General features: G+C 36.6%; 21 protein-coding genes and 3 tRNA genes. 18 read left to right on the forward strand and 6 right to left on the reverse strand.

Annotated elements, in window-relative coordinates; translation table 11 throughout:
- Positions 1 to 226 precede the first annotated feature (226 nt).
- The 13 genes from ACG94X_RS07720 (at position 227) to ACG94X_RS07780 (ending at position 13,855) form a co-directional block, all read left to right on the forward strand.
- A complete protein-coding gene (locus ACG94X_RS07720) occupies positions 227 to 589 on the forward strand; it encodes a hypothetical protein (protein WP_419383210.1) in 363 nt (120 codons plus the stop codon).
- A gap of 305 nt (positions 590 to 894) precedes the next feature.
- Positions 895 to 1,785 carry a bile acid:sodium symporter family protein gene (locus tag ACG94X_RS07725; protein ID WP_419383159.1) on the forward strand — a complete coding sequence of 297 codons (891 nt, stop codon included), beginning with the start codon at positions 895 to 897 and terminating at the stop codon, positions 1,783 to 1,785.
- Between the two features lie 135 nt (positions 1,786 to 1,920).
- Positions 1,921 to 2,826 (forward strand): 50S ribosomal protein L11 methyltransferase, encoded by a 906-nt coding sequence (prmA, locus tag ACG94X_RS07730; RefSeq protein WP_419383160.1) that lies wholly within the window; start codon positions 1,921 to 1,923, stop codon positions 2,824 to 2,826.
- Positions 2,827 to 2,846: 20 nt separating this feature from the next.
- Positions 2,847 to 3,683: a DUF3426 domain-containing protein gene (locus tag ACG94X_RS07735; RefSeq protein WP_419383161.1), complete on the forward strand. Its 837-nt coding sequence runs from the start codon at positions 2,847 to 2,849 to the stop codon at positions 3,681 to 3,683.
- Between the two features lie 368 nt (positions 3,684 to 4,051).
- Positions 4,052 to 4,321 (forward strand): DNA-binding transcriptional regulator Fis, encoded by a 270-nt coding sequence (gene fis / locus ACG94X_RS07740; RefSeq protein ID WP_001086304.1) that lies wholly within the window; start codon positions 4,052 to 4,054, stop codon positions 4,319 to 4,321.
- Between the two features lie 94 nt (positions 4,322 to 4,415).
- Positions 4,416 to 5,990, forward strand: a complete 1,575-nt coding sequence (purH, locus tag ACG94X_RS07745; protein WP_419383162.1) for a bifunctional phosphoribosylaminoimidazolecarboxamide formyltransferase/IMP cyclohydrolase — start codon at positions 4,416 to 4,418, stop codon at positions 5,988 to 5,990.
- Between the two features lie 129 nt (positions 5,991 to 6,119).
- Positions 6,120 to 7,403 carry a phosphoribosylamine--glycine ligase gene (gene purD / locus ACG94X_RS07750; protein ID WP_419383163.1) on the forward strand — a complete coding sequence of 428 codons (1,284 nt, stop codon included), beginning with the start codon at positions 6,120 to 6,122 and terminating at the stop codon, positions 7,401 to 7,403.
- A gap of 1,185 nt (positions 7,404 to 8,588) precedes the next feature.
- Entirely contained in the window at positions 8,589 to 9,461 is an 873-nt protein-coding gene (locus tag ACG94X_RS07755) for a MetQ/NlpA family ABC transporter substrate-binding protein (protein ID WP_419383164.1), read from the forward strand.
- 76 nt (positions 9,462 to 9,537) lie between these two features.
- Complete coding sequence (locus ACG94X_RS07760) at positions 9,538 to 10,563, forward strand: methionine ABC transporter ATP-binding protein (protein WP_419383165.1); 1,026 nt, start codon at positions 9,538 to 9,540, stop codon at positions 10,561 to 10,563.
- A complete protein-coding gene (locus ACG94X_RS07765) occupies positions 10,560 to 11,255 on the forward strand; it encodes a methionine ABC transporter permease (protein WP_419383166.1) in 696 nt (231 codons plus the stop codon). The genes ACG94X_RS07760 and ACG94X_RS07765 overlap by 4 nt, the downstream gene beginning before the upstream one ends.
- Positions 11,256 to 11,471: 216 nt before the next feature.
- Positions 11,472 to 12,098: a hypothetical protein gene (locus ACG94X_RS07770; RefSeq protein ID WP_419383167.1), complete on the forward strand. Its 627-nt coding sequence runs from the start codon at positions 11,472 to 11,474 to the stop codon at positions 12,096 to 12,098.
- A gap of 300 nt (positions 12,099 to 12,398) precedes the next feature.
- On the forward strand, positions 12,399 to 13,130 hold the full coding sequence (gene gloB / locus ACG94X_RS07775; RefSeq protein WP_419383168.1) for a hydroxyacylglutathione hydrolase: 732 nt from the start codon (positions 12,399 to 12,401) through the stop codon (positions 13,128 to 13,130).
- 521 nt (positions 13,131 to 13,651) lie between these two features.
- Complete coding sequence (locus ACG94X_RS07780) at positions 13,652 to 13,855, forward strand: hypothetical protein (protein ID WP_419383169.1); 204 nt, start codon at positions 13,652 to 13,654, stop codon at positions 13,853 to 13,855.
- Between the two features lie 139 nt (positions 13,856 to 13,994).
- Here ACG94X_RS07780 and ACG94X_RS07785 read toward each other — a convergent pair whose 3' ends face one another.
- From ACG94X_RS07785 to ACG94X_RS07810, 6 genes are all read right to left on the reverse strand, one after another.
- Positions 13,995 to 14,417 (reverse strand): hypothetical protein, encoded by a 423-nt coding sequence (locus tag ACG94X_RS07785; RefSeq protein WP_419383170.1) that lies wholly within the window; start codon positions 14,415 to 14,417, stop codon positions 13,995 to 13,997.
- A 183-nt stretch (positions 14,418 to 14,600) separates the two neighbouring features.
- Positions 14,601 to 14,685, reverse strand: a tRNA-Leu gene (locus ACG94X_RS07790).
- Between the two features lie 39 nt (positions 14,686 to 14,724).
- Positions 14,725 to 14,798, reverse strand: a tRNA-Trp gene (locus ACG94X_RS07795).
- Positions 14,799 to 14,839: 41 nt separating this feature from the next.
- Positions 14,840 to 14,924, reverse strand: a tRNA-Leu gene (locus ACG94X_RS07800).
- Between the two features lie 108 nt (positions 14,925 to 15,032).
- Complete coding sequence (locus ACG94X_RS07805; protein ID WP_419383171.1) at positions 15,033 to 15,854, reverse strand: protein kinase domain-containing protein; 822 nt, start codon at positions 15,852 to 15,854, stop codon at positions 15,033 to 15,035.
- A gap of 24 nt (positions 15,855 to 15,878) precedes the next feature.
- The gene (locus tag ACG94X_RS07810; RefSeq protein ID WP_419383172.1) at positions 15,879 to 17,393 is read right to left on the reverse strand and encodes a DUF3336 domain-containing protein; all 1,515 of its coding nucleotides are present in this window, start codon (positions 17,391 to 17,393) and stop codon (positions 15,879 to 15,881) included.
- Positions 17,394 to 17,600: 207 nt separating this feature from the next.
- On the opposite strand from ACG94X_RS07810, the gene ACG94X_RS07815 reads away from it, so the two are divergent.
- The 5 genes from ACG94X_RS07815 to ACG94X_RS07835 all read left to right on the forward strand — a co-directional run bounded on the left by ACG94X_RS07815 (position 17,601) and on the right by ACG94X_RS07835 (position 25,174).
- Complete coding sequence (locus tag ACG94X_RS07815) at positions 17,601 to 18,473, forward strand: ATP-binding protein (protein ID WP_419383173.1); 873 nt, start codon at positions 17,601 to 17,603, stop codon at positions 18,471 to 18,473.
- A gap of 267 nt (positions 18,474 to 18,740) precedes the next feature.
- Positions 18,741 to 22,313, forward strand: a complete 3,573-nt coding sequence (gene dnaE, locus ACG94X_RS07820; protein ID WP_419383174.1) for a DNA polymerase III subunit alpha — start codon at positions 18,741 to 18,743, stop codon at positions 22,311 to 22,313.
- Positions 22,314 to 22,382: 69 nt separating this feature from the next.
- On the forward strand, positions 22,383 to 23,216 hold the full coding sequence (locus tag ACG94X_RS07825) for an RNA methyltransferase (protein ID WP_419383175.1): 834 nt from the start codon (positions 22,383 to 22,385) through the stop codon (positions 23,214 to 23,216).
- The gene (gene cysE / locus ACG94X_RS07830) at positions 23,216 to 24,046 is read left to right on the forward strand and encodes a serine O-acetyltransferase (protein ID WP_419383176.1); all 831 of its coding nucleotides are present in this window, start codon (positions 23,216 to 23,218) and stop codon (positions 24,044 to 24,046) included. Before ACG94X_RS07825 ends, cysE begins: the two co-directional genes overlap by 1 nt.
- Before the next feature lie 204 nt (positions 24,047 to 24,250).
- Complete coding sequence (locus ACG94X_RS07835) at positions 24,251 to 25,174, forward strand: ABUW_2363 family tetratricopeptide repeat lipoprotein (protein WP_419383177.1); 924 nt, start codon at positions 24,251 to 24,253, stop codon at positions 25,172 to 25,174.
- Positions 25,175 to 25,220: the final 46 nt, after the last annotated feature.

A 25,220-nucleotide genomic window follows, 5' to 3' on the forward strand; every position in this document is an offset into this window, starting at 1 on the left:
AATTATAGCAAAATTTTGATTTAAGTTTTAGGTCGTTTTACAAATATTATTTCTCTAAATCATACGTAAGAATGATTAAACATCTCTTATACATAGGCAACATAAATTGACATTTCATTTCAGGATTGCCCTACAAATAGAGTTTAACTTATCAAAAACTCTCGTTACGATAAAAAATACACGAACAAATTATTTTTTCACGACTTTATATAAAAGGAATACCATGATGAAAAATACCATGTCTAAAGTCATTACAGCCTCTTTACTCAGTTGTGTGGCATTTAGTTTTGCGCATGCTGCTGATGAGAATACCAGCAAAGCAGAAATGAAAAAGCAAATTCAGGTATGTACCAAGAAAAAACAAGGTGACTGGGTCACCTACGCCAATAAAGGTGTAACTTTTAATGGTACTTGCGAAGCAAATGAAAATGGTAAATTACAATTTAGCTTCCCTGCACCAGCAGGTGGAAATCCTACCTCCACAGCAGCACCTGAACCAGTAATTGAAAACCGTCCAGCTGTAGAACAACCTGCAATAGCGCAACCGAGTCAAACTGCTCCAAGTGAAAATCCGACCCAAGTTCAATAATACCTGCAAACATGTATACATACTTTTATAAATAGCATGTATAAAAAAAGGTGATCCATTGAAAAATGGGGCACCTTTTTTACTACACAAATTTTATTAATATAAGTAGCCAATAGTTTTAAATCTGCTATGACTTAATTATTATTTGGCGTATTGCTTTATGTTTTAGATGTATATTTAGAATAAGAAGATTTTTAAGTCATAGATTTCGTTTTTCAATTCGACACCTTTCGATTACACTCAAACTTAATTAAAGAATATTTTTTGTCTTTATTTTATTTAAAAAAAACAACAAGGATGCGAATATGGATTCAGGGATTATCACCATAATGCTTCCCCTAGCACTTGCCATCATTATGATTGGTCTAGGTTTGGAGCTGACACCAAAAGATTTTGCACGGGTTTCAAAACACCCTAAAGCAGTGCTCATCGCTTTATTTTGTCAATTGGTTTTATTGGTTGGCATCGCTTTCATACTGTGTATTGTACTTGACTTACCACCACTACTCTCCGTCGGCTTAATGCTATTGGCAGCATCACCAGGTGGAAGTACAGCAAATCTCTTTAGTTATTTATTTAAAGGTGATATTGCACTTAATATTACTTTAACAGCGATTAATTCTGTTATCGCTGCTTTTACCTTACCTTTAATTGTCAATTTTTCCATTCAATATTTTATGAATGACGGTCAGCAAATCACCATGCAATTCAGTAAGATTTTGCAAGTTTTTGCAATTATTCTAATTCCTGTATGTATAGGTATGCTCATTCGTCACTACGCACCTCGTTTTACAGAGAAATTAAATAAACCATTACGAATATTCTCAGTGGTATTTTTAGTATTAATTATTATTGGGGCGATTACGAAAGAGCGTCACAATATTTTGGAATATTTAACCCAAGTTGGTTTAGCCACTGTAATTTTCTGTTTAAGCAGTCTACTGATTGGATATTTTGTGCCAAGACTGTTAGGGATTAATAGTGCTCAAGCAAGAGCCTGCGCATTTGAAATAGGTATTCATAACAGTACTTTAGCAATGACCATCGCACTAACCGTCATTGCCAATACCACCGTGGCAATGCCAGCAGCGGTTTATTCAATCTTTATGTATATTTTCGCGGCTGCTTTCGGGTTCATCATTTCACGATTAACCGCCAATGACCCAGAACCGATAAGTATTCAAGAACGATCTTGAATCAGTTTTAACGACTTATTTAAAGTAAATTCTTAAAAATGGATGTAATTGCATCCATTTTTTATTTTCATTAAGCGCAGCTTTGCTGTTTCCGTTACAATAGCGCCTTTAAAGAATATCATTTAGGTCTTTCCCGTGAAGTGGTTACAAATTCATATTACTGTTGAACAAGCTGATGTTGATTTTACTGAAACAGTACTCAGTTCCATTGGTGCTGTCAGCGTGACGCTAGATGATGCCGAAAATCAAGATTTACTTGAACCGCTTCCTGGTGAAACGCCAATTTGGAACAAAGTGATTGTTACTGGAATTTATGCACAAGAAGACGACGAAGAGATTGATGTCGCTGCTTTAGAAACATTTATTCGTACTCAGCTTCCTACCCAACTCATACGTAGCGAATTCATGGATGACCAAGAATGGGAACGTACTTGGATGGATGCTTACGAACCGATTAAAATTGATGAAAAATATTGGATTGTTCCAAAGTGGATGGAAGCGCCAGAAGCAGATGCTGTCAATATTAAACTTGACCCAGGTTTAGCTTTTGGCACAGGTAATCATGCTTCTACATTCCTTTGTCTACAATGGTTAGGTAAAACCGATGTAAAAGATAAAATTGTGATTGATTATGGTTGTGGTTCAGGTATTTTAGGTGTTGCTGCACTACTTTTAGGTGCTAAAAAAGTATATGCGACAGATATTGACCCACAAGCAGTTTTAGCAACCAAGCAAAATGCAGAACTTAATGGCGTACTTGAAAACCTCTATGTCGGTTTACCAGAAGAGTTTAATGAGACATTTAAAGGCAAACAAGCAGATGTACTTGTTGCAAATATTTTAGCAAGTCCATTAATGGCGCTTGCGGAAGAATTCTCAACTTTAATTAAATCTGAGGGTGAGTTCGCACTTGCCGGCGTGATAGAAGAACAAGTTGCTGATGTTTCTAGTGTTTATTCTGAATTTTTTGATATAGTACAAGTCGAAAAACGCGATGAAAACTGGTGCAGAATTTCAGGGTCGCGTAAAAATATTAATTAAATTGTGAACATATAGATTCTATGACAGAGAAACAAACCCGCTGCCCGAATTGCACGACTATCTACAAAGTTTCAGTGACTCAGTTAACTGTTGCTCAGGGTATGGTTTGTTGTCCAAAATGTTTAAATAATTTTAATGCCTTATTACATCTACAAAAGAATGCAGCTCAAAGTTATACGGATTCAGATGTAAATGACAGCATTACAAATCAACCACAGGTTGAATCACACGTCTTAGATATTTTTAATCGTAAAGTTGAAAATTCGAATATCGATTTAAGAACATACTTAAACAATCTCAACTATTTTAACAATGAACCGATTAATAACATTCCAAGCTTAAACTTGGCACTAGGTTTAAATGAAAATCAAGATCACTTAAAACCCAAAAGCCACTTTTACTATATCGCTTGGACTTTCGTTAACCTCGCATTATTAAGTATTTTACTTTTTCAGATCGTTTGGTTTAATCCAACGTTGACGGATCGTTATCCACTAGTAAATAGTCTATTTATCAAAACATGTTCAATATTACGCTGTGATACTGTTGATCAGCGCTATAAAAAAATTATCATCCACGACCTGAAAGTTCGAGCTGTTGATCGTAAGCAAACTGAATTTACAGGGCGACTGGATAATCAATATTCAAAAAGTTTAGAACTACCACTGATTAAAGTGAGCTTAAAAGTAGAGAATAATGTAACAGCAACTTACATTATTCCGCCCAATGAATATCTCATCGACAGTTTAGTTGGTATCAAGCGTATTCCAAAAAATAGCCCCTACCCTTTTAAATTCAAGGTGAATGAGCCTAAAAATTCTTTTGATCAGTACGAATTAACTGTAATTCATCCTTAACATTGAAAAAAACTATAAAAAAATTAAAAAAAATGTAGTTTTCTTGCTCATTTTTTCTTAGACAATGGTATCATGTGCGCCACGAAAGCTTTGTGCTGCAAACTCCTCGCAATTTTTCACAAAAAATACAATCTTGTTTATGTGCTTTATAATTAATTTAGCGCATTAGGGATATTTTTTGTTTTAGAGTGGCTGTAACAAATATTAATGTATTGTTACGCTTATTTTTCACTCAATTGTGTAAGTTGTGGCAAGCTAATGTTCTTGTTTTAGAGCCAACCGTTTTAGGATCTAAAACGGAGCTCAGTATTTTTTTAGACCACATTTATCACTTTACCCAAGTGATATAGATTTTCGGATTAACTCGCATGAATAGCAAATCTCCTATTTTTACTGCACAATCTGATGTCGCTCTTCGTATTCACGTAGATCGCGCAGTTCGTCACTATTTTGCACAATTGCAAGGTGAACAACCATCACAAGTGTACGACATGGTGCTAGCAGAAATGGAGAAACCACTTCTATCTGTCGTCCTTGAATATACCCGCGGCAATCAGACCCGCGCTGCTGAGATTCTCGGACTGAATCGCGGAACTTTACGCAAAAAGTTGAAAGCTCACGGTTTGATGAGTGAATAAATGATAAAATGCTCACGGCTTGCGTGGGCATTTTTTTCACCTATACATTCGCTATTTGTTAAATTTCTAGACTTAAACACTGTTGACGAAGATCATGACTATTAAACGCGCTTTAATCTCTGTTTCCGATAAAACTGGAATTGTTGAATTTGCCCAGAACCTTGCTGCTCTTGGGGTAGAAATTTTATCTACTGGTGGCACATACAAGTTGCTTAAAGACAACAATATTGCCGTAGTTGAAGTTTCAGAGCACACAGGCTTCCCTGAAATGATGGATGGTCGTGTAAAAACACTACATCCTAAAATTCATGGTGGAATCTTGGCTCGTCGTGGTTTAGATGAAGCTGTTATGGCTGAACATAACATTGACGCTATCGATTTAGTGGTTGTAAACCTTTATCCATTTGCTGCAACTGTTGCAAAACCAAACTGCTCATTGGCTGATGCGATTGAAAATATCGACATTGGTGGCCCGACAATGGTTCGTGCTGCTGCAAAAAACCATGCCTCTGTGGGTATTGTGGTTAATGCTGCTGACTATGCAACTATTGTTGATGAATTAAAAGCCAACGGTGCTTTATCTCATGCAACACGTTTTGACTTAGCTGTTAAAGCATTTGAGCATACAGCTCAGTATGATGGCATGATTGCATCTTACTTAGGCGCTCGTGTAGGTAAAGACGAAGGTGAAGCTGACAAGTTTGCACGCACTTTCAATACTCAGCTCAATAAAGTTCAAGATTTACGTTACGGTGAAAATCCGCATCAATCTGCTGCATTCTATGTAGAATCAACAGCAACTGAAGCTTCTGTTTCAACTGCGAAACAGCTTCAAGGTAAAGAACTCTCTTATAACAACATTGCAGACACTGATGCTGCACTTGAATGTGTAAAATCATTCGCTAAGCCTGCTTGTGTCATCGTAAAACATGCAAACCCATGTGGCGTTGCTGTTTCTTTAGATGGTATTGCAGCCGCTTATGATCTTGCTTATGCAACTGATCCTGAATCTGCATTCGGTGGCATCATTGCATTCAACCGTGAATTAGATGTTGCAACTGCGCAAGCGATTGTTGATCGTCAATTTGTTGAAGTAATCATTGCACCAAGTATTGCTGATGGCGTACTTGAAGTGACTGGTGCTAAGAAAAATGTCCGTGTACTTGTATGTGGTGAACTCCCTGCAATTGAAGAACGTAAATCACAACTTGATTACAAGCGTGTAAACGGTGGTTTACTGGTGCAAGATCAAGACTTGGGTATGATCTCTAAAGATGACCTCAAAGTTGTGACAAAAATTGCGCCGACTGAAGCTGAAATTGACGACATGATTTTTGCATGGAAAGTTGCAAAATATGTGAAATCAAATGCGATTGTTTATGCAAAAGGTCGTCAGACTATTGGTGTAGGCGCAGGTCAAATGAGCCGCGTAAACTCTGCTCGTATTGCTGCAATTAAAGCTGAACATGCTGGTCTAGTTGTTGAAGGCGCGGTAATGGCATCTGACGCATTCTTCCCATTCCGTGATGGTATTGATAATGCTGCAAAAGCTGGCATTAAATGCATTATCCAACCAGGTGGCTCTATGCGTGATGAAGAAACGATTGCAGCTGCGGATGAAGCAGGCATTGCAATGGTCTTCACAGGTATGCGTCATTTCCGTCATTAATTATTTATAAATCCTCCCTAACCCTCCTTTAATAAAGGAGGGTTTTCTATATCATAATAGAGCGAAGGGAGTCCCCCTTTTTTTCAAAGGGGGATTTAGGGGGATTCTATTTCTAAAGGATTTTTGATCATGAACATTTTAGTTTTGGGTAATGGCGGTCGTGAACATGCACTTGCATGGAAAATCGCACAAGATGATAAAGTCGCAAAAGTATTTGTAGCACCAGGTAATGCAGGCTCTGCAACTGAAAATAAATGTGAAAATGTTGCTTTAAATATTTTAAACAATGCTGCAATTATCGACTTTGCAAAGAACAACGCGGTTGATTTAATTATCGTAGGTCCTGAAGCACCACTTGTGAATGGTGTTGTCGATGCCTGCCGTGCTGCTGACATTAAAATCTGGGGTCCAACTCAGTTCGCTGCGCAACTTGAAGGCTCTAAGGCATTCGCAAAACACTTCCTTAAACGCCACAATATTCCAACTGCTTTCTATGACGTATTCACTGAAGTTGATGCAGCCAAAGCCTTTGTTGAAAAAAATGGTGCGCCAATTGTGATCAAGGCAGATGGTCTTGCTGCAGGTAAAGGCGTGATTGTTGCTATGACCAATCAAGAAGCATTCGATGCCATTGATGACATGCTTGCAGGCAATAAGTTTGGCGATGCAGGTTCTCGTGTAGTCATCGAAGAATTTTTAGATGGTGAGGAAGCATCTTTCATTTGTATGATTGATGGTGACAACATTTTGCCAATGGCGACTTCTCAAGATCACAAACGTATTTTTGAAGGTGACCAAGGTCCAAATACAGGCGGTATGGGTGCTTACTCTCCTGCTCCCGTTGTAACTGCAGATGTTTTTGAAAAAGCCATGAAAGAAGTCATGCGTCCAACTGTAGATGGCATGAAAGCTGACGGTCACGTATATACAGGTTTCTTATATGCAGGCTTGATGATTGATGCAAATGGTCAGCCACGTGTAATTGAATTCAACTGCCGTTTTGGTGATCCTGAAACCCAACCGATTATGATGCGTTTAAAATCATCTTTGGTTGAATTGGTTGAAGCAGGCCTTGAAGGCAACTTACCTGCTGAAGCAGATTGGGATGAGCGTAAAACTGTTGGTATCGTACTGGCATCTAAAGGCTACCCTGAAACTTCTAGTAGCAATGACGTAATTTCAGGCTTAAATACAGAAATCACGGATGCTAAAGTGTTCCATGCAGGTACTGCGGTAAATGCAAATGGTGAAGTTGTCACTGCCGGTGGTCGTGTACTCTGCGTCACTGCTATTGGCAATACCATTGGTGAAGCGCAAGCTAAAGCATTAGAACTTTGCAAAAAAGTAACCTTTGATGGTGTTCAATACCGTAAAGATATTGGCTACCGTGCGATTGCTCGTGAAAATGCTTAACTTTGTTTTATGAAATAAAGTTTTAGGTATTCAAGAACCCGCTTAGGCGGGTTTTTTGCCAATTTATCTATAAAAATAATTCACTCTCAATTCACATCCACTTCACGCTAAATTGACAAACAATCGTAATCATAAAGACATTCTCTTTTGAAATATCTCTAATGATTATATTCCTTTGCATTACGTTAATCTTAAGAACAACAATAACCTATGCGATTATAAAGTTTGATGAAAAATTTCAACACACAATAGTCTATCAATTTATTATACGTTGCTTTTGGATAGCCAGTTGCCTATTACCACTCATATGGTACATATTTATTAAAGATTTGGAACATTTTCAATGGAGTGATAATACCAATGGTTCAGAAGTACTTGGAGTAGCTTTAATTGCACTCATTTCACCTATTTTAATTATTGCAGGCTTTCTAATAGGACACGCATTTTTTTTAACCGTGTTTACAATTACTCATTCAACATATTTAAAGATCTACCACAACAGTACGAAGTTTATCCCTTCTATATTACTAAGTGTTTTGATAATAATTGTAATTTTATTACTCATTTGGTGGGGAGTTTTTAGTTCCGAAAAATCCATTCCACTTCGCATTTATACATGGAATCTCGTAATACTGACTTTCCCTTGGCTCCCTGTTATTGGGGCAATTTTGATTAAAAATAGATAGACTAGAAAAAAGCTTTAATAGAATTAGACATTTTACATTACTAGACTACTCAAATTATCTATATCTAAAAATAAGATAACCAATTCAAAATATTTTATATATTATGAATAAGTGCAAAAATACAGCAACATTAATTTTGATTTAATTAAAGCACTTGTTTTTATAAGTTTTTTATTCAAATCATTGTTTTTAAAAATCTTTTAAATCATCAAAATCCATAATTGAAGACACTATGTATAATTAAAATTTATTGATATGATAAACAAATCTTTAGAGATTGTTCTAAGTCGTAAAACTCAAATTACTCACTGGTCAAAAATTACTGAAAAATCAGCTAAATTCAACCAGTCTTAAAGCAATGCTCAAAACCCTTTTACAGAAAGCAGACCTGAAATTACCGTTTTAAATTAGGGTGATGCATTCATAAAATTATATTTAGATCGAATGAACCGAAAATGCGATGTTCATTACATTGTCATTTCCTACTCAGGATATATACATGAATAAGTTGTTTGGCGTTTTACTTAGTGCATCTGTACTTACACTTGCGGCTTGTGGCAAACAAGAAGCACCTAAAACTGAAATAGCTCAAACAGATGCGAGCAAAGAACAAACTGTTGTTATGGCATCAACTGGTTCAGACGCAGATATTTGGCGTTATATCGCAACATTACCTGAAACTAAACAAGCAGGTATCAAACTGGAAGTGAAAAACTTCACAGACTATGTTGCAATGAATACTGCCGTTGCTAACAAAGAAGTTGATATTAATGCATTCCAATCATATGCATATCTTGTCGCTTTTAATGCATCAAACAAAGATAAAATTGCACCAATATCTACAACTTATTTAGAGCCTATGGGCATCTATTCAAGCAAAGTAAAAAAAGTTGAAGAATTTGCTAATGGCGCAACCATTGCAATTCCAAATGATGGCGCAAATGAATCACGTGCATTATTACTTTTACAATCTGCTGGCTTAATCAAACTAAAAGATGGTTTTGATCTTGTAAAAGGTACACCTGCTGATATTACAGAAAATACCAAAAAAATCGTGATCAAACCGATTCAAATGGCGACTGCTGTACGTGCTAAAGATGAAGTGGATGCGATTATTTTAGGTAATACCCTTGCAATGGAAGGTGGCTTAAACGTCCTAAAAGATTCCATTTATTATGAACCTGTTGACCAAACAACCAAAATGAATGTAAACATTCTTGCGGTTGCAGAATCACGTAAAGATGATGAAATCTTGAAAAAAGTTGGAGCGCTTTATCATGTTCCTGCTGTAGGCAAATATGTTCAAGAACATTTTGGCGGCACCAAGATTGATGTAAATAAACCCGTAAGCTACCTTACAGAGTCTAAATAGTCATATAATGGCTAAATAAACAAAACAGGTAAAGTCACTTTACCTGTTTTTTCTTTTATGTATAGTTTTTGACGATATGATTGAATTTAAAAACATTTCAAAACGCTACGACCTTAAAGGTCAAACATTACTTGCTCTGGATGATATTCAATTAACCATTCCAGCAGGCAGTATTTTTGGCATTATTGGTTATAGTGGTGCAGGTAAAAGCACCTTAATCCGATTGATTAATTTACTTGAACGTCCAACTCAAGGGCAGATTATCATCAATCAAAAAGATTTTACTGCTTTGGATGCACGCGCTCTTCGTCAAGAACGTGCCAATATCGGCATGATCTTTCAGCATTTTAATCTACTACAAACCAAAACTGTTTCTGACAATATTGAAATGCCTTTAAAACTTTTAGGTGTTGCAAAAGCAGATCGTAAAAAACGTCTAAATGAATTGTTGGAATTTATTGATCTCACACATAAAAAAGATGCATACCCAGACGAACTTTCGGGCGGACAAAAGCAACGTGTCGGTATCGCACGTGCTTTGGCGAATCATCCTAAAATATTACTATGCGATGAAGCCACCTCTGCCCTTGATCCACAGACAACGAAGTCCGTTCTAGCATTGCTCAAAAAGATCAATAAAGAACAAGGGATTACCATTGTTATGGTAACCCACGAAATGGATGTGATTGAATCTGTTTGTGATTATGTCGCAGTGATGGAACAAGGTAAAGTCATAGAAACTGGCTCGACTTTGGAAATTTTCAGCCAACCACAACACCCAACGACTAAGAACTTTATTCAAACGGTCCTGCAACAGCAATTGCCTGTGAATATTTTGAATAATCTTGAAAATCAGAATCATAAAAGCATCTATAATCTGCAATTTTTGGGTACTTCTGCCCAAGAAACTGTGGTTCAAGCAGCAATAAAACAATTTGATATTAGTCTCAATATTCTATTCGCCAATATGACAGAGATTAACGGTACGGTGATTGGTCAAATGTTTATTCAGCTTTTAGGTGATCCGAATATCATCCAACAAACCATTGATTTTTTTGAAAAGAATGGCGTTAAAGTTGAACAATCAGGAGTGAAAGCATGAGAGACCTGATTGTTCAATGGCTAACGCAAATAACAGCCCCATTCTGGAAAAGCTCATTGTCGATGGACCAATTTGTCACTGCTTTGCAAGAAACTTTTCACATGGTTTTCTTTGCAATGTTATTCGGTACGATTTGGGGCTTCATTCAGGCGATTATTTTATTGGTGACTCGTCCCAATGGGATTTTGCCAAATAAAGTGATTTATCATGTTTTGAATCCACTCGTAAATGCCCTACGCTCACTGCCTTTTATTATTTTATTGATTGCCGTGATTCCGCTCACAAAAGCTCTTGTAGGTACTTCAATTGGAACCTGGGCTGCAATTGTCCCACTCACCATCTATGTAGGCCCTTATATTGGGCGTCTAATTGAAACATCTTTACTTGAAGTTAATGATGGAATCATTGAATCAGCTCAAGCAATGGGTGCGTCACCATTACAAATTATTTTTAAATTTATTGTCCCAGAAGCACGCAGCTCTCTGATTTTAAATCTAACTACAGCAACCATCAGTTTAATTGGTGCAACGGCTATGGCAGGTGCTGTCGGTGCAGGTGGTATCGGTGACTTAGCCATTTCTTATGGTTATCAACGTTTTGATACCAGCGTAGTTATCCTAACCGTCATTGTATTATTAATTATTGTACAATTGGTTCAAAGCCTTGGTGATTGGTTGTCTAAACTTAGATAAAAAATTCAATCTAATCAATTCCCTCGTTTTTCAAAGGCATTATTTTTATTATTTACAGTTGTATGATATTTCCCCCTCTCAATGAGAGGGTTTATTTTTATATATTCATTACTTCCACAACACATGAAACTATTGAATTATCATCAATATCTGTTATCTTTTTAGCTGCATACAATTATACAATCTACTTTATCTTTCTAATATTATTGAATAATTATGAATATACTCAGCAAAAATAATTTTCTTGTCAGCATTACACTGTCTTTTTCCACCCAATTATTTGCAACTATGCCTTTAGATTACACTAGCTCAGTTAAAGTAAATGGAATTGAAATCAATAAACCTGTACCTGCAGATCAAATTGAAAACTTATTGGGTAAATCGACTCAAAAAATTGCAAAAACATATTCAGAATGTACAGGTAATTATGAATATTCAAGCAAATTCCCGAGTGGAAAAGACTTCAAATTTGAAATATTTGCAGAAGATAATCCCCAAGTGAAATCAGAGAATTTCTATAAGACTAAAAGTAACTTTAAAGAACTCGCAGCAACAAAAGGACGTGTTTGGATAACCTGGAACACGACTCAAACATTAACTGAAAGAGTTCTCGTCAATAACAAACCGATTACCAATTTATATACACTCACGCAATTCAAGAAAGATTTTCCAAATAGTGCCAAGAATGGTGATACTTCGGTATTTATACTAAGTACGCCTGAAGTCAAACAGTATCTAAAAAAGCCAACTGACTTTGAGGTAGGCTACACCTCTTTTGTTAGATTCAGCTTTAAAAATGAAAAATTAAGTAAACTTGAAATTAATCAAGGTATTGCTTGCTAGATCACGAATATATAAATCCTTTTAAAATCTTCTTTGTAGATGAAAAAATATGTTTTAACTTCAATATGATAGTCGCTGAATTTAGATAACAACCACAGTTTAAAAGTTTCACAGTAATGATTAATACGTGTAATAAAGTTGTACTGTTTGCAACTTTAAATAATTCATTTTAATTTTATTCATGCTTTTCAATTCCCCTCTTTTACTGCTCAAAGCCATAGTAAATAAGTTGCTTCATGCTTGTTTCTATAGATTAAATTGTATTAAATAGTCAAAATAATATTCAAATGGAATGTGTCAATGAATTTTAAAATTCACGTTATAGATGTCAAAAATCAATTACAAAACTATATCTGGCTCATTGAAGAAACTGAAAGTCATGATGTTGTTGCAATTGACCCCACAGAAGCACATCTTGTTGAAGATTATTGTGCAACTCACCAGCTCCATTTAAAGCAAGTTTGGCTGACTCATTGGCATAAAGACCATATTGGCGGTGTACCTGAATTAATTGCCAGTCAGCAAATTCCAATTTACGGCCCACGTGCAGAACTCAGCCATATTCCGTTCCTAACTCACCCATTGCAAAATGATGATCATTTTAAATTTCATGGTTTAAAAATTGACATTATTGCCGTTCCTGGTCACACCTTAGGGCATATCGTTTATTTTATTGATGAATTAGACAGTGTTTTTTGCGGTGATACGTTATTTGCAATGGGTTGTGGACGAATGTTCGAGGGAACAGCCGAACAATTTTACCATTCACTGAATCGTTTAGCAGCACTACCACCACGGACCAAAGTTTATTGCACACATGAATATACTTTATCTAATGCCAAATTTGCATTGCATATCGAACCTAAAAATCTCGCTATTCAACAACGCGCAGAAGATATTCAAAATATGAGAGACCTTGGTAAAATCACTCTACCCAGCACCATTGAACTTGAACTCGAAACCAATCCATTTTTAAGAGTTGAAAGTGCCGATGAATTTGCTCGAATTCGTGCTTTAAAAGATAATTTTTAATCAATCACTTTGATTTTTCCATTCATTTAAATCGACTTGTAAATACCAAACTTTCAAAATTCAATCAAAGGCATCGTGCTTTTATCACCCTCATTCATAACAATCATGTCCGATAAAAGCACTTTCAACCACTAAAATAGGATCAGAACAAAAAACTGACGATGCAATTTTATTTTCAACCCCATACTTAAACTCGTTATCACATTACAAAGAATAAACGTTGTTAAATTTATTTACATCTTGCTGGTTTAAATTTCATGACTCAAATAACGGGAGTTAAAAAATTATAGTTATTTCTTAAAAACCAAAAAAAAATATAAACAACTGTTTTATCTAATATTAATAAAAACAAATAATATCAAAATAAAATAATTTGAATGTAAATTAGACAATGTATTCAAAATAATGATTTTCCATCTTGATCAAAAATTGATATAAAAAATAAAATTACACACTTCCCCCTTTAAAAATTAAATAGTCATCCCTATTAAAATTAAAGACAGGAATTAAGGAGATCTTCCGTGAAAAAAGTTGTTAAAGCAAAAAATTTAATTGCATTTCGTATTTGGTTAGAAAAACTTGGCTATTCAGTTAAAAATTTGACCGATAATAAAGGCTTCACTTTCAGCTTTAAAAAAGAATATGGCCTAGTCACCTGTGAATTGGCTGGAAATAATTTAGCTGTTCAACTTGGCGAAGAATTTGAAGATCACTTAAAAGCTTAATCTTAGAAAATAATAATCAAAAATTTCGAAGTTTCTCTTTAAAGACCTAAACTTACATCGCATAGAGGTGATAACAGTTTAGGTCTTTTTACATTACAGCTAAAATATATCAGTCTGGTTAAAAGAGACTTTTAAAAATTTAATGCGTCAAACTTTCATGTACCGCAATATAGTGTTTAGCGGCTTCTGCATGTTGTGAATAAAAAGCATTGATATTTTGTTCCGACTCATTAGCTGATATTGCTGATAAATAAGCTTGATAGCGCAGCATTGCTGCCTGACAAATAGTGTCTAATTGAACTTCTCCTGTTGCACATTTCTCTAAATCCGAATGCCCTGCTGTGGAAAAATATGTCGCTTGAACCGTTTGTCGATTCTGATTTTCTGAAGCATCATCATCCGCAAAATTTTTTTGCATCGTGGATAACGTATCCATCAATTCTGGGTTGTTCACCCCCATGCTTTTTAATACATTCATTTGCTGCTCTAAAAGCATTGAATCTGTATTTGCTAAAACATTGAGTGAAATTAAACAACAGATAATAAATAATATTTTTTTCATTAAGCTATCCTTATTTTACAATTTCCACATACGCCAGTAAGTAGAATAAGAAATAGAATATCGTGAATAGGTTGAAATATATATTCCCCAAATAAGGGATGATTTAAATTATTTATTTTTAGATTGTAATGATAATATTTTAGGCAATAAAAAAGGCAAGATTTAAATCTTGCCTTTTGAATATGGTGGGGACGGAGAGACTCGAACTCTCACACCTTGCGGCGCTGGAACCTAAATCCAGTGCGTCTACCAATTTCGCCACGTCCCCGAATAAAAAACCACATCAATGGTATTTTTACAAATAAGTTGGCAGAGGATCAAGGACTCGAACCTTGACGAACGGTTTTGGAGACCGTCATGCTACCATTACACCAATCCTCTATAGTATTTCACTTAGCTTTAATGCCACTAAATGAATTACTTGGTGGGGACGGAGAGACTCGAACTCTCACACCTTGCGGCGCTGGAACCTAAATCCAGTGCGTCTACCAATTTCGCCACGTCCCCAATGGCTGTGTATATTATAGAGATCATCCTATTATGACAAGCCTTTTTTTCGAAAAAACTATTCGTTTGTTTAAATAAAAATCAAATCTCATAAATACTGGTTTTTGTTTAAACAATTTGGCTTAATAGTTGTTTTAATTGATAAATATTTAAACAACGATGTACTTTATTTTTACTCAACATGAGTATTAAAACGTCATCTAAAGGCTTAAACCCTATTGGAAGTTCAATTTTTAAGCTTTGACAATGAAATTTCGCCCAATCTAAATAATTCTTTTGTTGAAAACGTTTCTGAGTCAACCATTCCAACCAAATTACCCCTAATGCATAGACATCTGTAGCAAATGACTTACTTTCTGCATGAAACAATTCTGGTGCCATATAACGTGGAGTTGCTGTATTTGGCATCTTGCTTACAGATGTAATATGACAACATTGTTCTAAATCAATTAAAGCTGCACGATGATTTAAATATCTAAAATGCTCAACTTTTAAATCACCATGAATAAATTCTAATTGGTGTAAATGATCAAGTACATCTAAACTTTTTTGGAGAATTTCTACAACGTCTATAAAAGTGATACCAAAAGGACTTTTGGCAAATAATGCATTAGCATGCTCTATGCTTAAAACCTGCTCCAAAAAAAGTTCATTATTTAGATAGTGACCGCTTTGACCATAATTACTTTGAAAATGACCGTTTATATTTGAAATTGAAAAATTACACAGAATTTTGTCGTCTGCTGATTCGAAATCACTTAATTGTCTGTAGATTTCTAATTCATTTAAAAAACTACGTTCGTATTCTGAATTGATGTGAGCAACTTGCAATTTCAGCCAATATTTTCGATCATCGCTTTCCATACAATACACACGGCGACCCAAACTTTGACTTTTCAGTGAATTGACAGCTTTCGGTAATTTTATCAATCCTGTTAAATCCTTTCTAGCACATTAAACTGCTGCAACAAGCTGTACCGCAGAATTTATCGGTTTCTGATCAGAATTTAAGACCTCTAAACAGTGCTGAATCGTTTTACCAATACGTGCATGCGTTTCAATACTCGAAATTTTTGGCCAAGTTGCTCGCTCCCCTTCTCGTTGGAGAAGTTTGAACAAATGCGGACGTGGATTTTGCAACATATAACTATAATGTTGCAGGCTGTAATTTCCGACAATATTCACATTACCATAATAACGCTGATCTACAATGCCATAGCCATGATCCAATAAACGGCGCATAGACGGTAAACGCCCCATTCGACTACGAGCAAAATCCATCATGCCCATAGTCGCCATTTTGCCTTGTTGGCGAAGAATTCGTTCAGGCCAGCTGAGTAAATCCTTACGATAGCGCTCTTCATCATCTTGCATAAATGGCACGATATGCGGATTAACTTGACTGGCAATGGTGTAATTTAAATTATACAGTCGTGACATACGCTCTTGTGGGAAATCACTACGTACACTGCCATCCACCCAACGTGTACTGGCTAAATATGGTGTATGTACGCCATCAAATCGTTTACTGGTCAAACGTACAGGCGGAAATAAAATAGGCACGGCACAAGAAGCTAGAACAGCACTCCATACCAACAGATCGGGTGAAGTGTACTTATTCATAATCCGTGCATCTTCTTGTGTGACATCATACGGTGCTACCGTGACATTAATGTCTAAACCTGATTTTTCAAAAGCTTCTTCAAAGGTCACATCACCCAAGTTTTCAATCAAGAATTTCTTAAGATATCTGACATCGGCAAAACCACCATTGCCTTTAATTAACTCCCTTAGGCTCCGAAAATGAAAAGCATCACTATAAAATTGATCACCCGTGAGTAAATTTGGAATTTCACTGGATACATTTACACCCAACATGCCCGTCATGATTGCACCAGCACTTGAGCCTGAAAGGACTTTCGGCATTAAATCTCGCTCAAGTAAAGCCTTTACCACACCGCTATGAAACAATCCTAATGTTGCACCGCCTGAAAACATCAGTGCAGGTTGACCATAGGCTTTTTTGCAATTTTCAAAAAATTTTATTTTATTTTCTAGGGTTAATAGCTGACAACTTTCTGAAGCAATAAAAGCCAAACTTTTGCTGACTTCATCTATATAATCTTCAATGATTTTTTTTGTTCCCACATAGGTATGGGCAAATAACATGGGGTGACCAATATTAGCGACGTCATGACTAAAACCCTCTCGAAGAATATAAATTAAATCTTGAGTACGATTCTGCTGACGATAACGACGTAATAAATTCAGACGGTGCGAAATAATTTCAGCATCAAAATAAGGTGAACTATTGTCTAACTTCCACTCTTGCGCCCCAGTCTCTTCATCGAGCTTTAGAGCAATAGACTGCCACTCTTCATAGTTTTCCGCTTGCGCTAATGTTCTTTTAAGTTTTTTTATACGATAAGCCTGATGCGGATTTAAATTTTGTGCGAGTTCTAATAGCATTTCTAATATTCCTTTGATTTTAATCCTGTGGATTAAATGCTCATCTGTAAACTATGCTTAAAAATACACAGATAATCAATCACAATAAACCATTAAGTGATTGCTTAAAATATCAATTCTCAAGTTATGAGATAAGTTCATTAAAAATGCTATGCTAATATTATTCAATATTTGTAATCTCTGAAAATATAGCAAACGGAAGTAACAATGGCAGCTTTTGATTTACCTGAAAATATCATTCAAAAATTATCAACAGTACTGGATCAATTACAACAAGTTCTTCCAGAAACCAAACAAGAGACTGATTTTGCATCCCCTGCATTTAGATGGCATGAAAAGCAACTCAAAGCTATTTATCAACCCAAAGCTATGCACTTAGAAGATCTAAAAGGGATTGAGCGCCAAAAGGCCAAAATTCTACAAAATACTGAACAATTTTTGCATGGCTTACCTGCCAATGATATTTTGCTCACAGGTTCGCGGGGTACAGGAAAGTCGTCTATTGTCCGCTCATTATTGACCCAATATGTAAATCAAGGTTTGCGTTTAATTGAAATCGAACGTGATGATTTATCAGATCTCCCTGAAATTCAAAAAATAATTAAAGACCGTCCTGAAAAATTCATCGTGTATTGCGATGATTTGGCTTTTAATGCTGAAGATGAAAATTATCGTAGTTTAAAAAGTGTTTTAGATGGCTCATTGCAATCAGGTTCAAGTAATTTCATCATTTATGCAACCAGTAATCGTCGTCATTTACTGCCAGAATTTATGCATGAAAATACACCCGTCACTAAGGTCGATGTACCCCAATATAAAGAATTGCATCCGCAAGAAGCTATTGAGGAAAAGATTTCATTGTCTGATCGTTTTGGTCTGTGGTTATCTTTTTATCCTATGGATCAAAATCTGTATTTAGAAATTGTTGAACATTATCTGCGTAAAGAAAACATGGCTTATAATGATGACGTCCGTGCTGAAGCTTTAAGATGGAGTCAGGCACGTGGGCAACGCTCAGGTCGTGCTGCCTATCAGTTTTCTAAACATTGGATTGGTTCAGAGCGTTTAAAAGCAATTTAATCCGTCATTGAAAAAAGTTGTTATTGAAATTTCTGTTTTCGATAACAACTTCAATCATCTGCAAATGTTATCTACGAAAATTATCTACAAAAACTATGCGATTGGCTTTTTTGCATTCAATTAGATTTTTTTGAAATAAAAATAAATTTATCAACATAATTTTCAGGTACTTGAACAAAAACATCAACTCAGCAAAGAATTTGTAAATTCCGCACATCACAGTTTAAGCGTGATAAAATGCGCAACAGTTTCAGATAGGATCGGTCTATGCAGTTTGTTCATCTTGGTGTTTTTACAGAATTTTCGATTTCAGAATCGATTGTTCGGATACCTGATCTTATCAAAGCTACTGCATCTGACAACATGCCTGCACTGGCGATTACAGATTTGTCTAACCTGCATGCTGCGGTAAAATTTTATAACAAAGCAATGAGTAAAGGCATTAAGCCAATTTTTGGTAGTACCATCCGCCTAAATGATGCAAATCACAAAGCAATTTTATTGGCGATGACCAATAAAGGATGGCGTGGTTTAACTGAAATCGTGTCTCGCGGTTTTATTGAAGGACAACAACTTTCAATTCCGTGTATTCAAAAAGATTGGATTCTGGAACAATCTCAAGACATTATTGTGCTTTTAGGGTTACACAGTGATGTTGGTGATATGCTCTGCTCCGCTTATCCTGAAAAAGCTGAATCATTAATTGAAGAATGGATTTCTAAATTTGGTAATCGTGTTTATTTGGCACTGACTCGTACTGGTCGTACATTAGAAGAAAACTTTAATCAAGAAGCTGTCAAACTAGCAGCCAAATATAATATTGGCGTGGTTGCTCATAATGATGTGCATTTTATTAGCACGGAAGACTATGAGGCACATGAAGCTCGGGTTTGTATTGCAGACGGTTATGTCTTAGGTGATAGTAAACGCCCTAAAAATTATAGCACTGAGCAATACTTCAAAACTTCTGCTGAAATGATTGAACTGTTTGCCGATATTCCAAGTGCGATTGAAAATACTTTACATATTGCAAAACGTTGTACTGTATCTTTACGCTTGGGCTTCAATGACTTACCAGACTACCCTATCCCAGATGGTCATACCATCTACACCTATTTCAACCATTTGTCTGAACTTGGCTTAGAAGAACGTCTTGATGTCCTTTACCCAGTTAAAAAACGGGATGAGGATTGGGCTGATATTCGAAAGCCTTATGATGAACGACTCACTTACGAGCTAGATATCATCAATAAAATGGGGTTCCCTGGCTACTTCCTCATCGTCATGGACTTTATTCAATGGTCTAAAAATAACGGCGTCCCCGTTGGTCCGGGCCGTGGTTCAGGTGCAGGTTCTTTAGTCGCTTATAGTTTAAAAATCACCGATTTAGATCCACTACGCTATGACCTACTTTTTGAACGTTTCTTAAATCCTGAACGTGTATCTATGCCCGATTTTGATGTCGATTTCTGTATCGCAGGGCGAGATAAAGTAATCGATTATGTGGCTCGTCACTATGGTCGTGAAGCTGTTTCACAGATCGCAACATTTGGAACAATGGCTGCAAAAGGTGCGATCCGAGACGTTGCCCGTGTCTTAGGTAAATCTTATGGTTTAGCGGATCGTATTTCAAAAATGATTCCAACCAAACCTCTAGGCTTGACTTTATTGGAATCTATTGACGCTGAACCACAGCTTAAAGATATCGTCACTAATCCGTCTAATCCTGACAATGATGATGCCGCTGAAATTTGGGATATGGCACTCAAACTCGAAGGTCTAACCCGTAATACAGGTAAACATGCAGGCGGTGTCGTTATTGCACCAACTAAAATTACTGATTACTCTGCCGTTTTATGTGATGCCGATGGTACAGGTCGTGTCGCCCAGTTTGATAAAGATGATGTTGAAGCAGCAGGCTTAGTCAAATTCGACTTCTTGGGACTTCGTAATCTGACAGTTATTGAAGATGCTGTGCAAAACATCAATAAACGCATTCAATCTGAAACGCCTTTAGATATTTCACTCATTCCCTTAACAGATGCCCTTGCTTATGCTGTATTTGCCGATGCAAATACCACTGCGGTATTCCAGTTTGAATCCGTGGGCATGAAAAAAATGCTCAAAGAAGCACGTCCAAGTAAATTTGAAGAAATTATTGCCTTTGTATCGTTATATCGTCCGGGTCCAATGGATCTTATTCCAGACTTTATTCATCGTATGCATGGTGGTGATTTTGAGTATCTCCATCCTTTATTAGAAAGCGTACTTGAACCTACCTATGGCATCATGGTGTACCAAGAACAGGTGATGCAAGCTGCGCAGATTTGTGCAGGCTATACCCTCGGTGGTGCTGACTTACTTCGCCGTGCTATGGGTAAAAAGAAAGTCGAAGAGATGGAAAAGCAGCGTGCAACCTTTATTGAAGGTGCTGCACTTAAAGATATCGATACTGGTACAGCCAATCATATCTTTGACTATATGGAAAAATTCGCAGGCTATGGTTTCAATAAATCACATGCTGCGGCTTATGCCCTCGTTGCTTACCAAACTGCTTGGTTGAAAGCACATTATCCGTCAGAGTTTTTAGCAGCGGTTTTATCTTCGGAAATGCAGAATACTGACAGTGTCGTCTTCATTATCGATGACTGTCGTAGCAACGGTTTAGAGGTTTTACCACCTTCCATTAATATGTCTTTTTATCAATTCTATGCCAGTGATGAAAAAACCATTATTTATGGTCTAGGTGCAATTAAAGGCGTTGGCGAACAAGCCATGCAATCCGTAATTGATTCGCGTGAGCAAGATGGCGTATTTAAAGACTTATTCGACTTCTGCCATCGTGTTGATCTGAAAAAAATTAATAAGCGTACATTAGAAGCACTCATCCGCTCTGGTGCTTTAGATTGCTTAGGTATCGATCGCGCAAGTCTTATGGCACAATTACCTGAAGCCGTTCAAGCAGCCGATCAAGCACGCTCTAATCGCGAAACAGGGATTATGGATTTGTTTGGTGAAGTGGAAGAGGTTCAACGTAAACCTGCCAAGCCTGTTAAACCATGGTCAGATGAGGTTCGCTTAAAAGGTGAAAAAGACACACTCGGTTTATATTTAACAGGTCATCCAATTGATGTTTACCGCCCAGAATTGAAAGCTTTTATTTCAAATAAAATCAATGAACTTACCCCTACACGACGTGGCGTAACCACAGTTTTTGCAGGCTTGGTCGTCGATATAGCAAACTTCCCAAATCGCATGATGATCACCTTAGATGACGGTACAGCACGCATTGAAGTATCTGCAAATCATGAACGTTTTAACCGTTTCAAAGACATTATTCAAAATGAAAAAGTCGTGGTTATTGAAGGTGAGATTTATGAGCGTGAAGGTTTTGACCGCCCAATGGGCCGTTTAACCAAAGCATTCACACTTAATGAAATTCGTCAAAAACGTGCCAATAATATTACAGTAAAATTAGCACCTGAAATCATTAGCAAAACACTCAGTACAGATATTCAAAAGATTTTACTCCCCTTTTGCAATGTAGATATGTGTCAGCATATTCCTATGCAAATCCAATTGGATTATGACTACGCGACTGCCGAATTGCATTTAGGTCAACAATGGAAAGTCGCTCCGTTGGATGAATTACTTTCTAAGTTACGTGATTATTTTGGTAAAGAATCGATTCATATTGAATATTATGTCAAATCAAAAGCTGCTAAAGCTGTTGATCATCGTGAATTAGCAAAACCAACTCAAGTTGCTGCTCCTGCTCATAATGTGAGTATGGATGATGCGATGGATCAATATATAGCGGATTCAAGCCAATTCTCGTAATACATTTTTAATCAACACCTTAGTCAATTAACACCCGAGTTAATCAAAACTATATATTTTGGAAAATTAATGGATATTATCGACAATGCTGTGGTATCACAGCATTTAAGTCATGTACGTATTGTTATGGTCAATACCACACTCCCTGCAAATATTGGGAGCGCATTACGTGCAATGAAAACCATGGGCTTATCAAAATTGGTTTTGGTTGCGCCAAAAACCTATCCTCACCCAGATATAAATGCACTAGCAGCAGGTGCGACCGATCTCATTGATCAAATTGAAATTGTTGAAACTTTAGAACAAGCTATTAAAGATTGTCATTTGGTTTTTGGTACCAGCGCTCGTAGCCGAACGATTCCTTGGCCATTACTCGATGCTCGCCCTGCGGCACAAAAATCGATGCAAGCTGTGGTCAAAGACCAACAAGAAATTGCAATTGTTTTTGGTCGTGAAGATCGTGGTTTGACCAATGAAGAATTAGCAATGGCAAATTACCATGTCACCATTCCTGTCAATACTGATTATGGGGTTTTAAATGTTGCCCAAGCCATTCAGGTCATCTGCTATGAAATGCGTGTGGCAACTCTAGAATTGGCAGAAAAACAAGTTGATGATACGGCTGTAATGCATGTCACTGATTCTGAAGATATGCATTGGGATGAACCACTGGTAACTCATGAGCAAATGGAACAGTTCTATCCACATATCGAAAAAATGTTAGCAGAAATTGAATTTTTAGACCCTAAAAACCCAAGATTACTCCCATTGCGCTTGCGTCGATTATTTGGGCGTATACAATTAGATAAGATGGAATATCATTTATTACGTGGCATTTTTAGTCGCGTACAAGCTTTAAATAATGGGACATGGAAAAAATCCAAAGATGAGGATCTAAACTAATGCTGAAACAGCTCAAAGAAGATATCCAAGCTGTATTTTCGCGTGATCCTGCTGCGCGTAATACATTTGAAGTTTTAACCACTTACCCAGGTATACACGCATTAATCATGCATCGTGTGGCACATGAACTTTGGGAAAATGAATGTAAAACTTCGGCACGGATTTTGTCTTCTTTCAGTCGCTTTGCAACAGGTATAGAAATTCATCCCGGTGCGAAAATTGGTCGACGTTTTTTTATCGACCATGGCATGGGTGTGGTGATTGGTGAAACTGCTGAAATCGGTGATGATGTAACGCTTTATCATGGTGTGACCCTCGGTGGCACAACATGGAATAAAGGGAAACGGCATCCTACTTTGGCAGATGGTGTTGTGGTTGGTGCAGGTGCAAAAATTTTAGGGCCATTTATTGTCGGTAAAAATGCCAAAGTTGGATCTAATGCTGTTGTCACCAAAGCAGTTCCAGAAGGTGTAACCGCTGTTGGTAACCCCGCTCGTTTCATTTCCAAAGATAAAGAGCAGATTCAAAGCACTGAACAAGAAGCGAAGTGTCCTGAACAAACTGAATCTATAATCGAAAATACAGATTTCCAAGCCTATGCAGCCACACAAGAGCAATCCGACCCGATGCTTGAAGGTATGCGTGTATTGTTGGATCGTTTAGAACAGAATGAAAAACGCATGAACCACTTGTGTCAACGTTTATCGCTTTTAGACCCAACATTCAACAAACAACAAGCCAATGAACAACCTTATAGCGACGAAGAAATCAAAATTATTGAAGATGTTCGCCGTGAATGTGAAGCACAAAACAACCACACTCAGGGTTAAAATTTTGTGATATTTCATAAAAATGTAAATATGATGATGCCTAAAAATCATTACGCTAAACATAAATAAAGTATCAACGTACTCTATTGTATAAGTTTTAATAATGTAAACCCAATCAAGTTGCATGTTCATACATCTTTTCATAGACTGATGTCCATACAATTTTATCTTGAATTTCTTTATATAAATCATTGGAAGAAACACATGACAATTAAGCCTTTGGCATATGCTCTGCTTGCTACTTCAGTGCTCACTGCATGCTCAACGACGCCCCTACAGCAACAAAAACCACCTGCAAATGAGCCATTCGTTTACACAGAACCAGAATTGTCACCTCCTTTTTACGCACTTAACCCTTTTAATTATGAGCAGCCGCCAGTTTTTGAATTAGAATTAAAAAAAGCATCAGCTCAACAGGTCAATAAACTAGAAGTGACGGATCCTGCTAATCCCACTCAAAAAATGATTTTAGAGACTAATAAATTAATTATCCCAACTATAAATAGCAAACAAAGAGCAATGAAATATGCTGTTTTAGCGGGTGATAATGAAATTGACATCACTGCAATTGATGATTTTTTACAAATGGTTGAAGGTAAAGCACGTCATTACCCGCCACAATTTACAGACCGTCAAGAACGTAAAGGTTTTGAAAGTAAGCTTAAAGAAGTTTCTACACAGCTCGACCAACTAGCCTCAAAACCAGATGCATCTTTTGATATTCTTATTCGCGCATTTAAAGCGAGCATATTGGGGCGTAACCTCGACTTAGGTTCTGCTTATACCACTAAATCTTTAGATTATGCACAACGTATTCTCAAAATAAATAAAGAAGATCCTGAAGCGAATTTATGGTTTGGTTTCTCTTTATCTGAAGGTGGTGGTCAAAAAGAAGCGCTACCGTATTTAGATAAAGCCACTAAACAAGGTGTACAAGAAGCGTATTTATCGACCGCAAATACTTATTTGGGTATGGAGCAAAAGAAAAATGCGATTCAAACTTTAAAAAATTATAAAGTGAAATATCCTTCTGAAGCTGAAGTTGCAGATCGTTTAATTCAAGAAATTGAAAAACAAGGTCGTTATAATGTTTGGCAGATTTTGAAAAATCCTGCTCAAGCGAAATAACTTTTACTGAGAAAGTGGTTTTTTACTTCAAATAAGACCATAATTA

It is taken from the genome of Acinetobacter psychrotolerans, assembly GCF_048552595.1.
Classification (GTDB): domain Bacteria; phylum Pseudomonadota; class Gammaproteobacteria; order Pseudomonadales; family Moraxellaceae; genus Acinetobacter.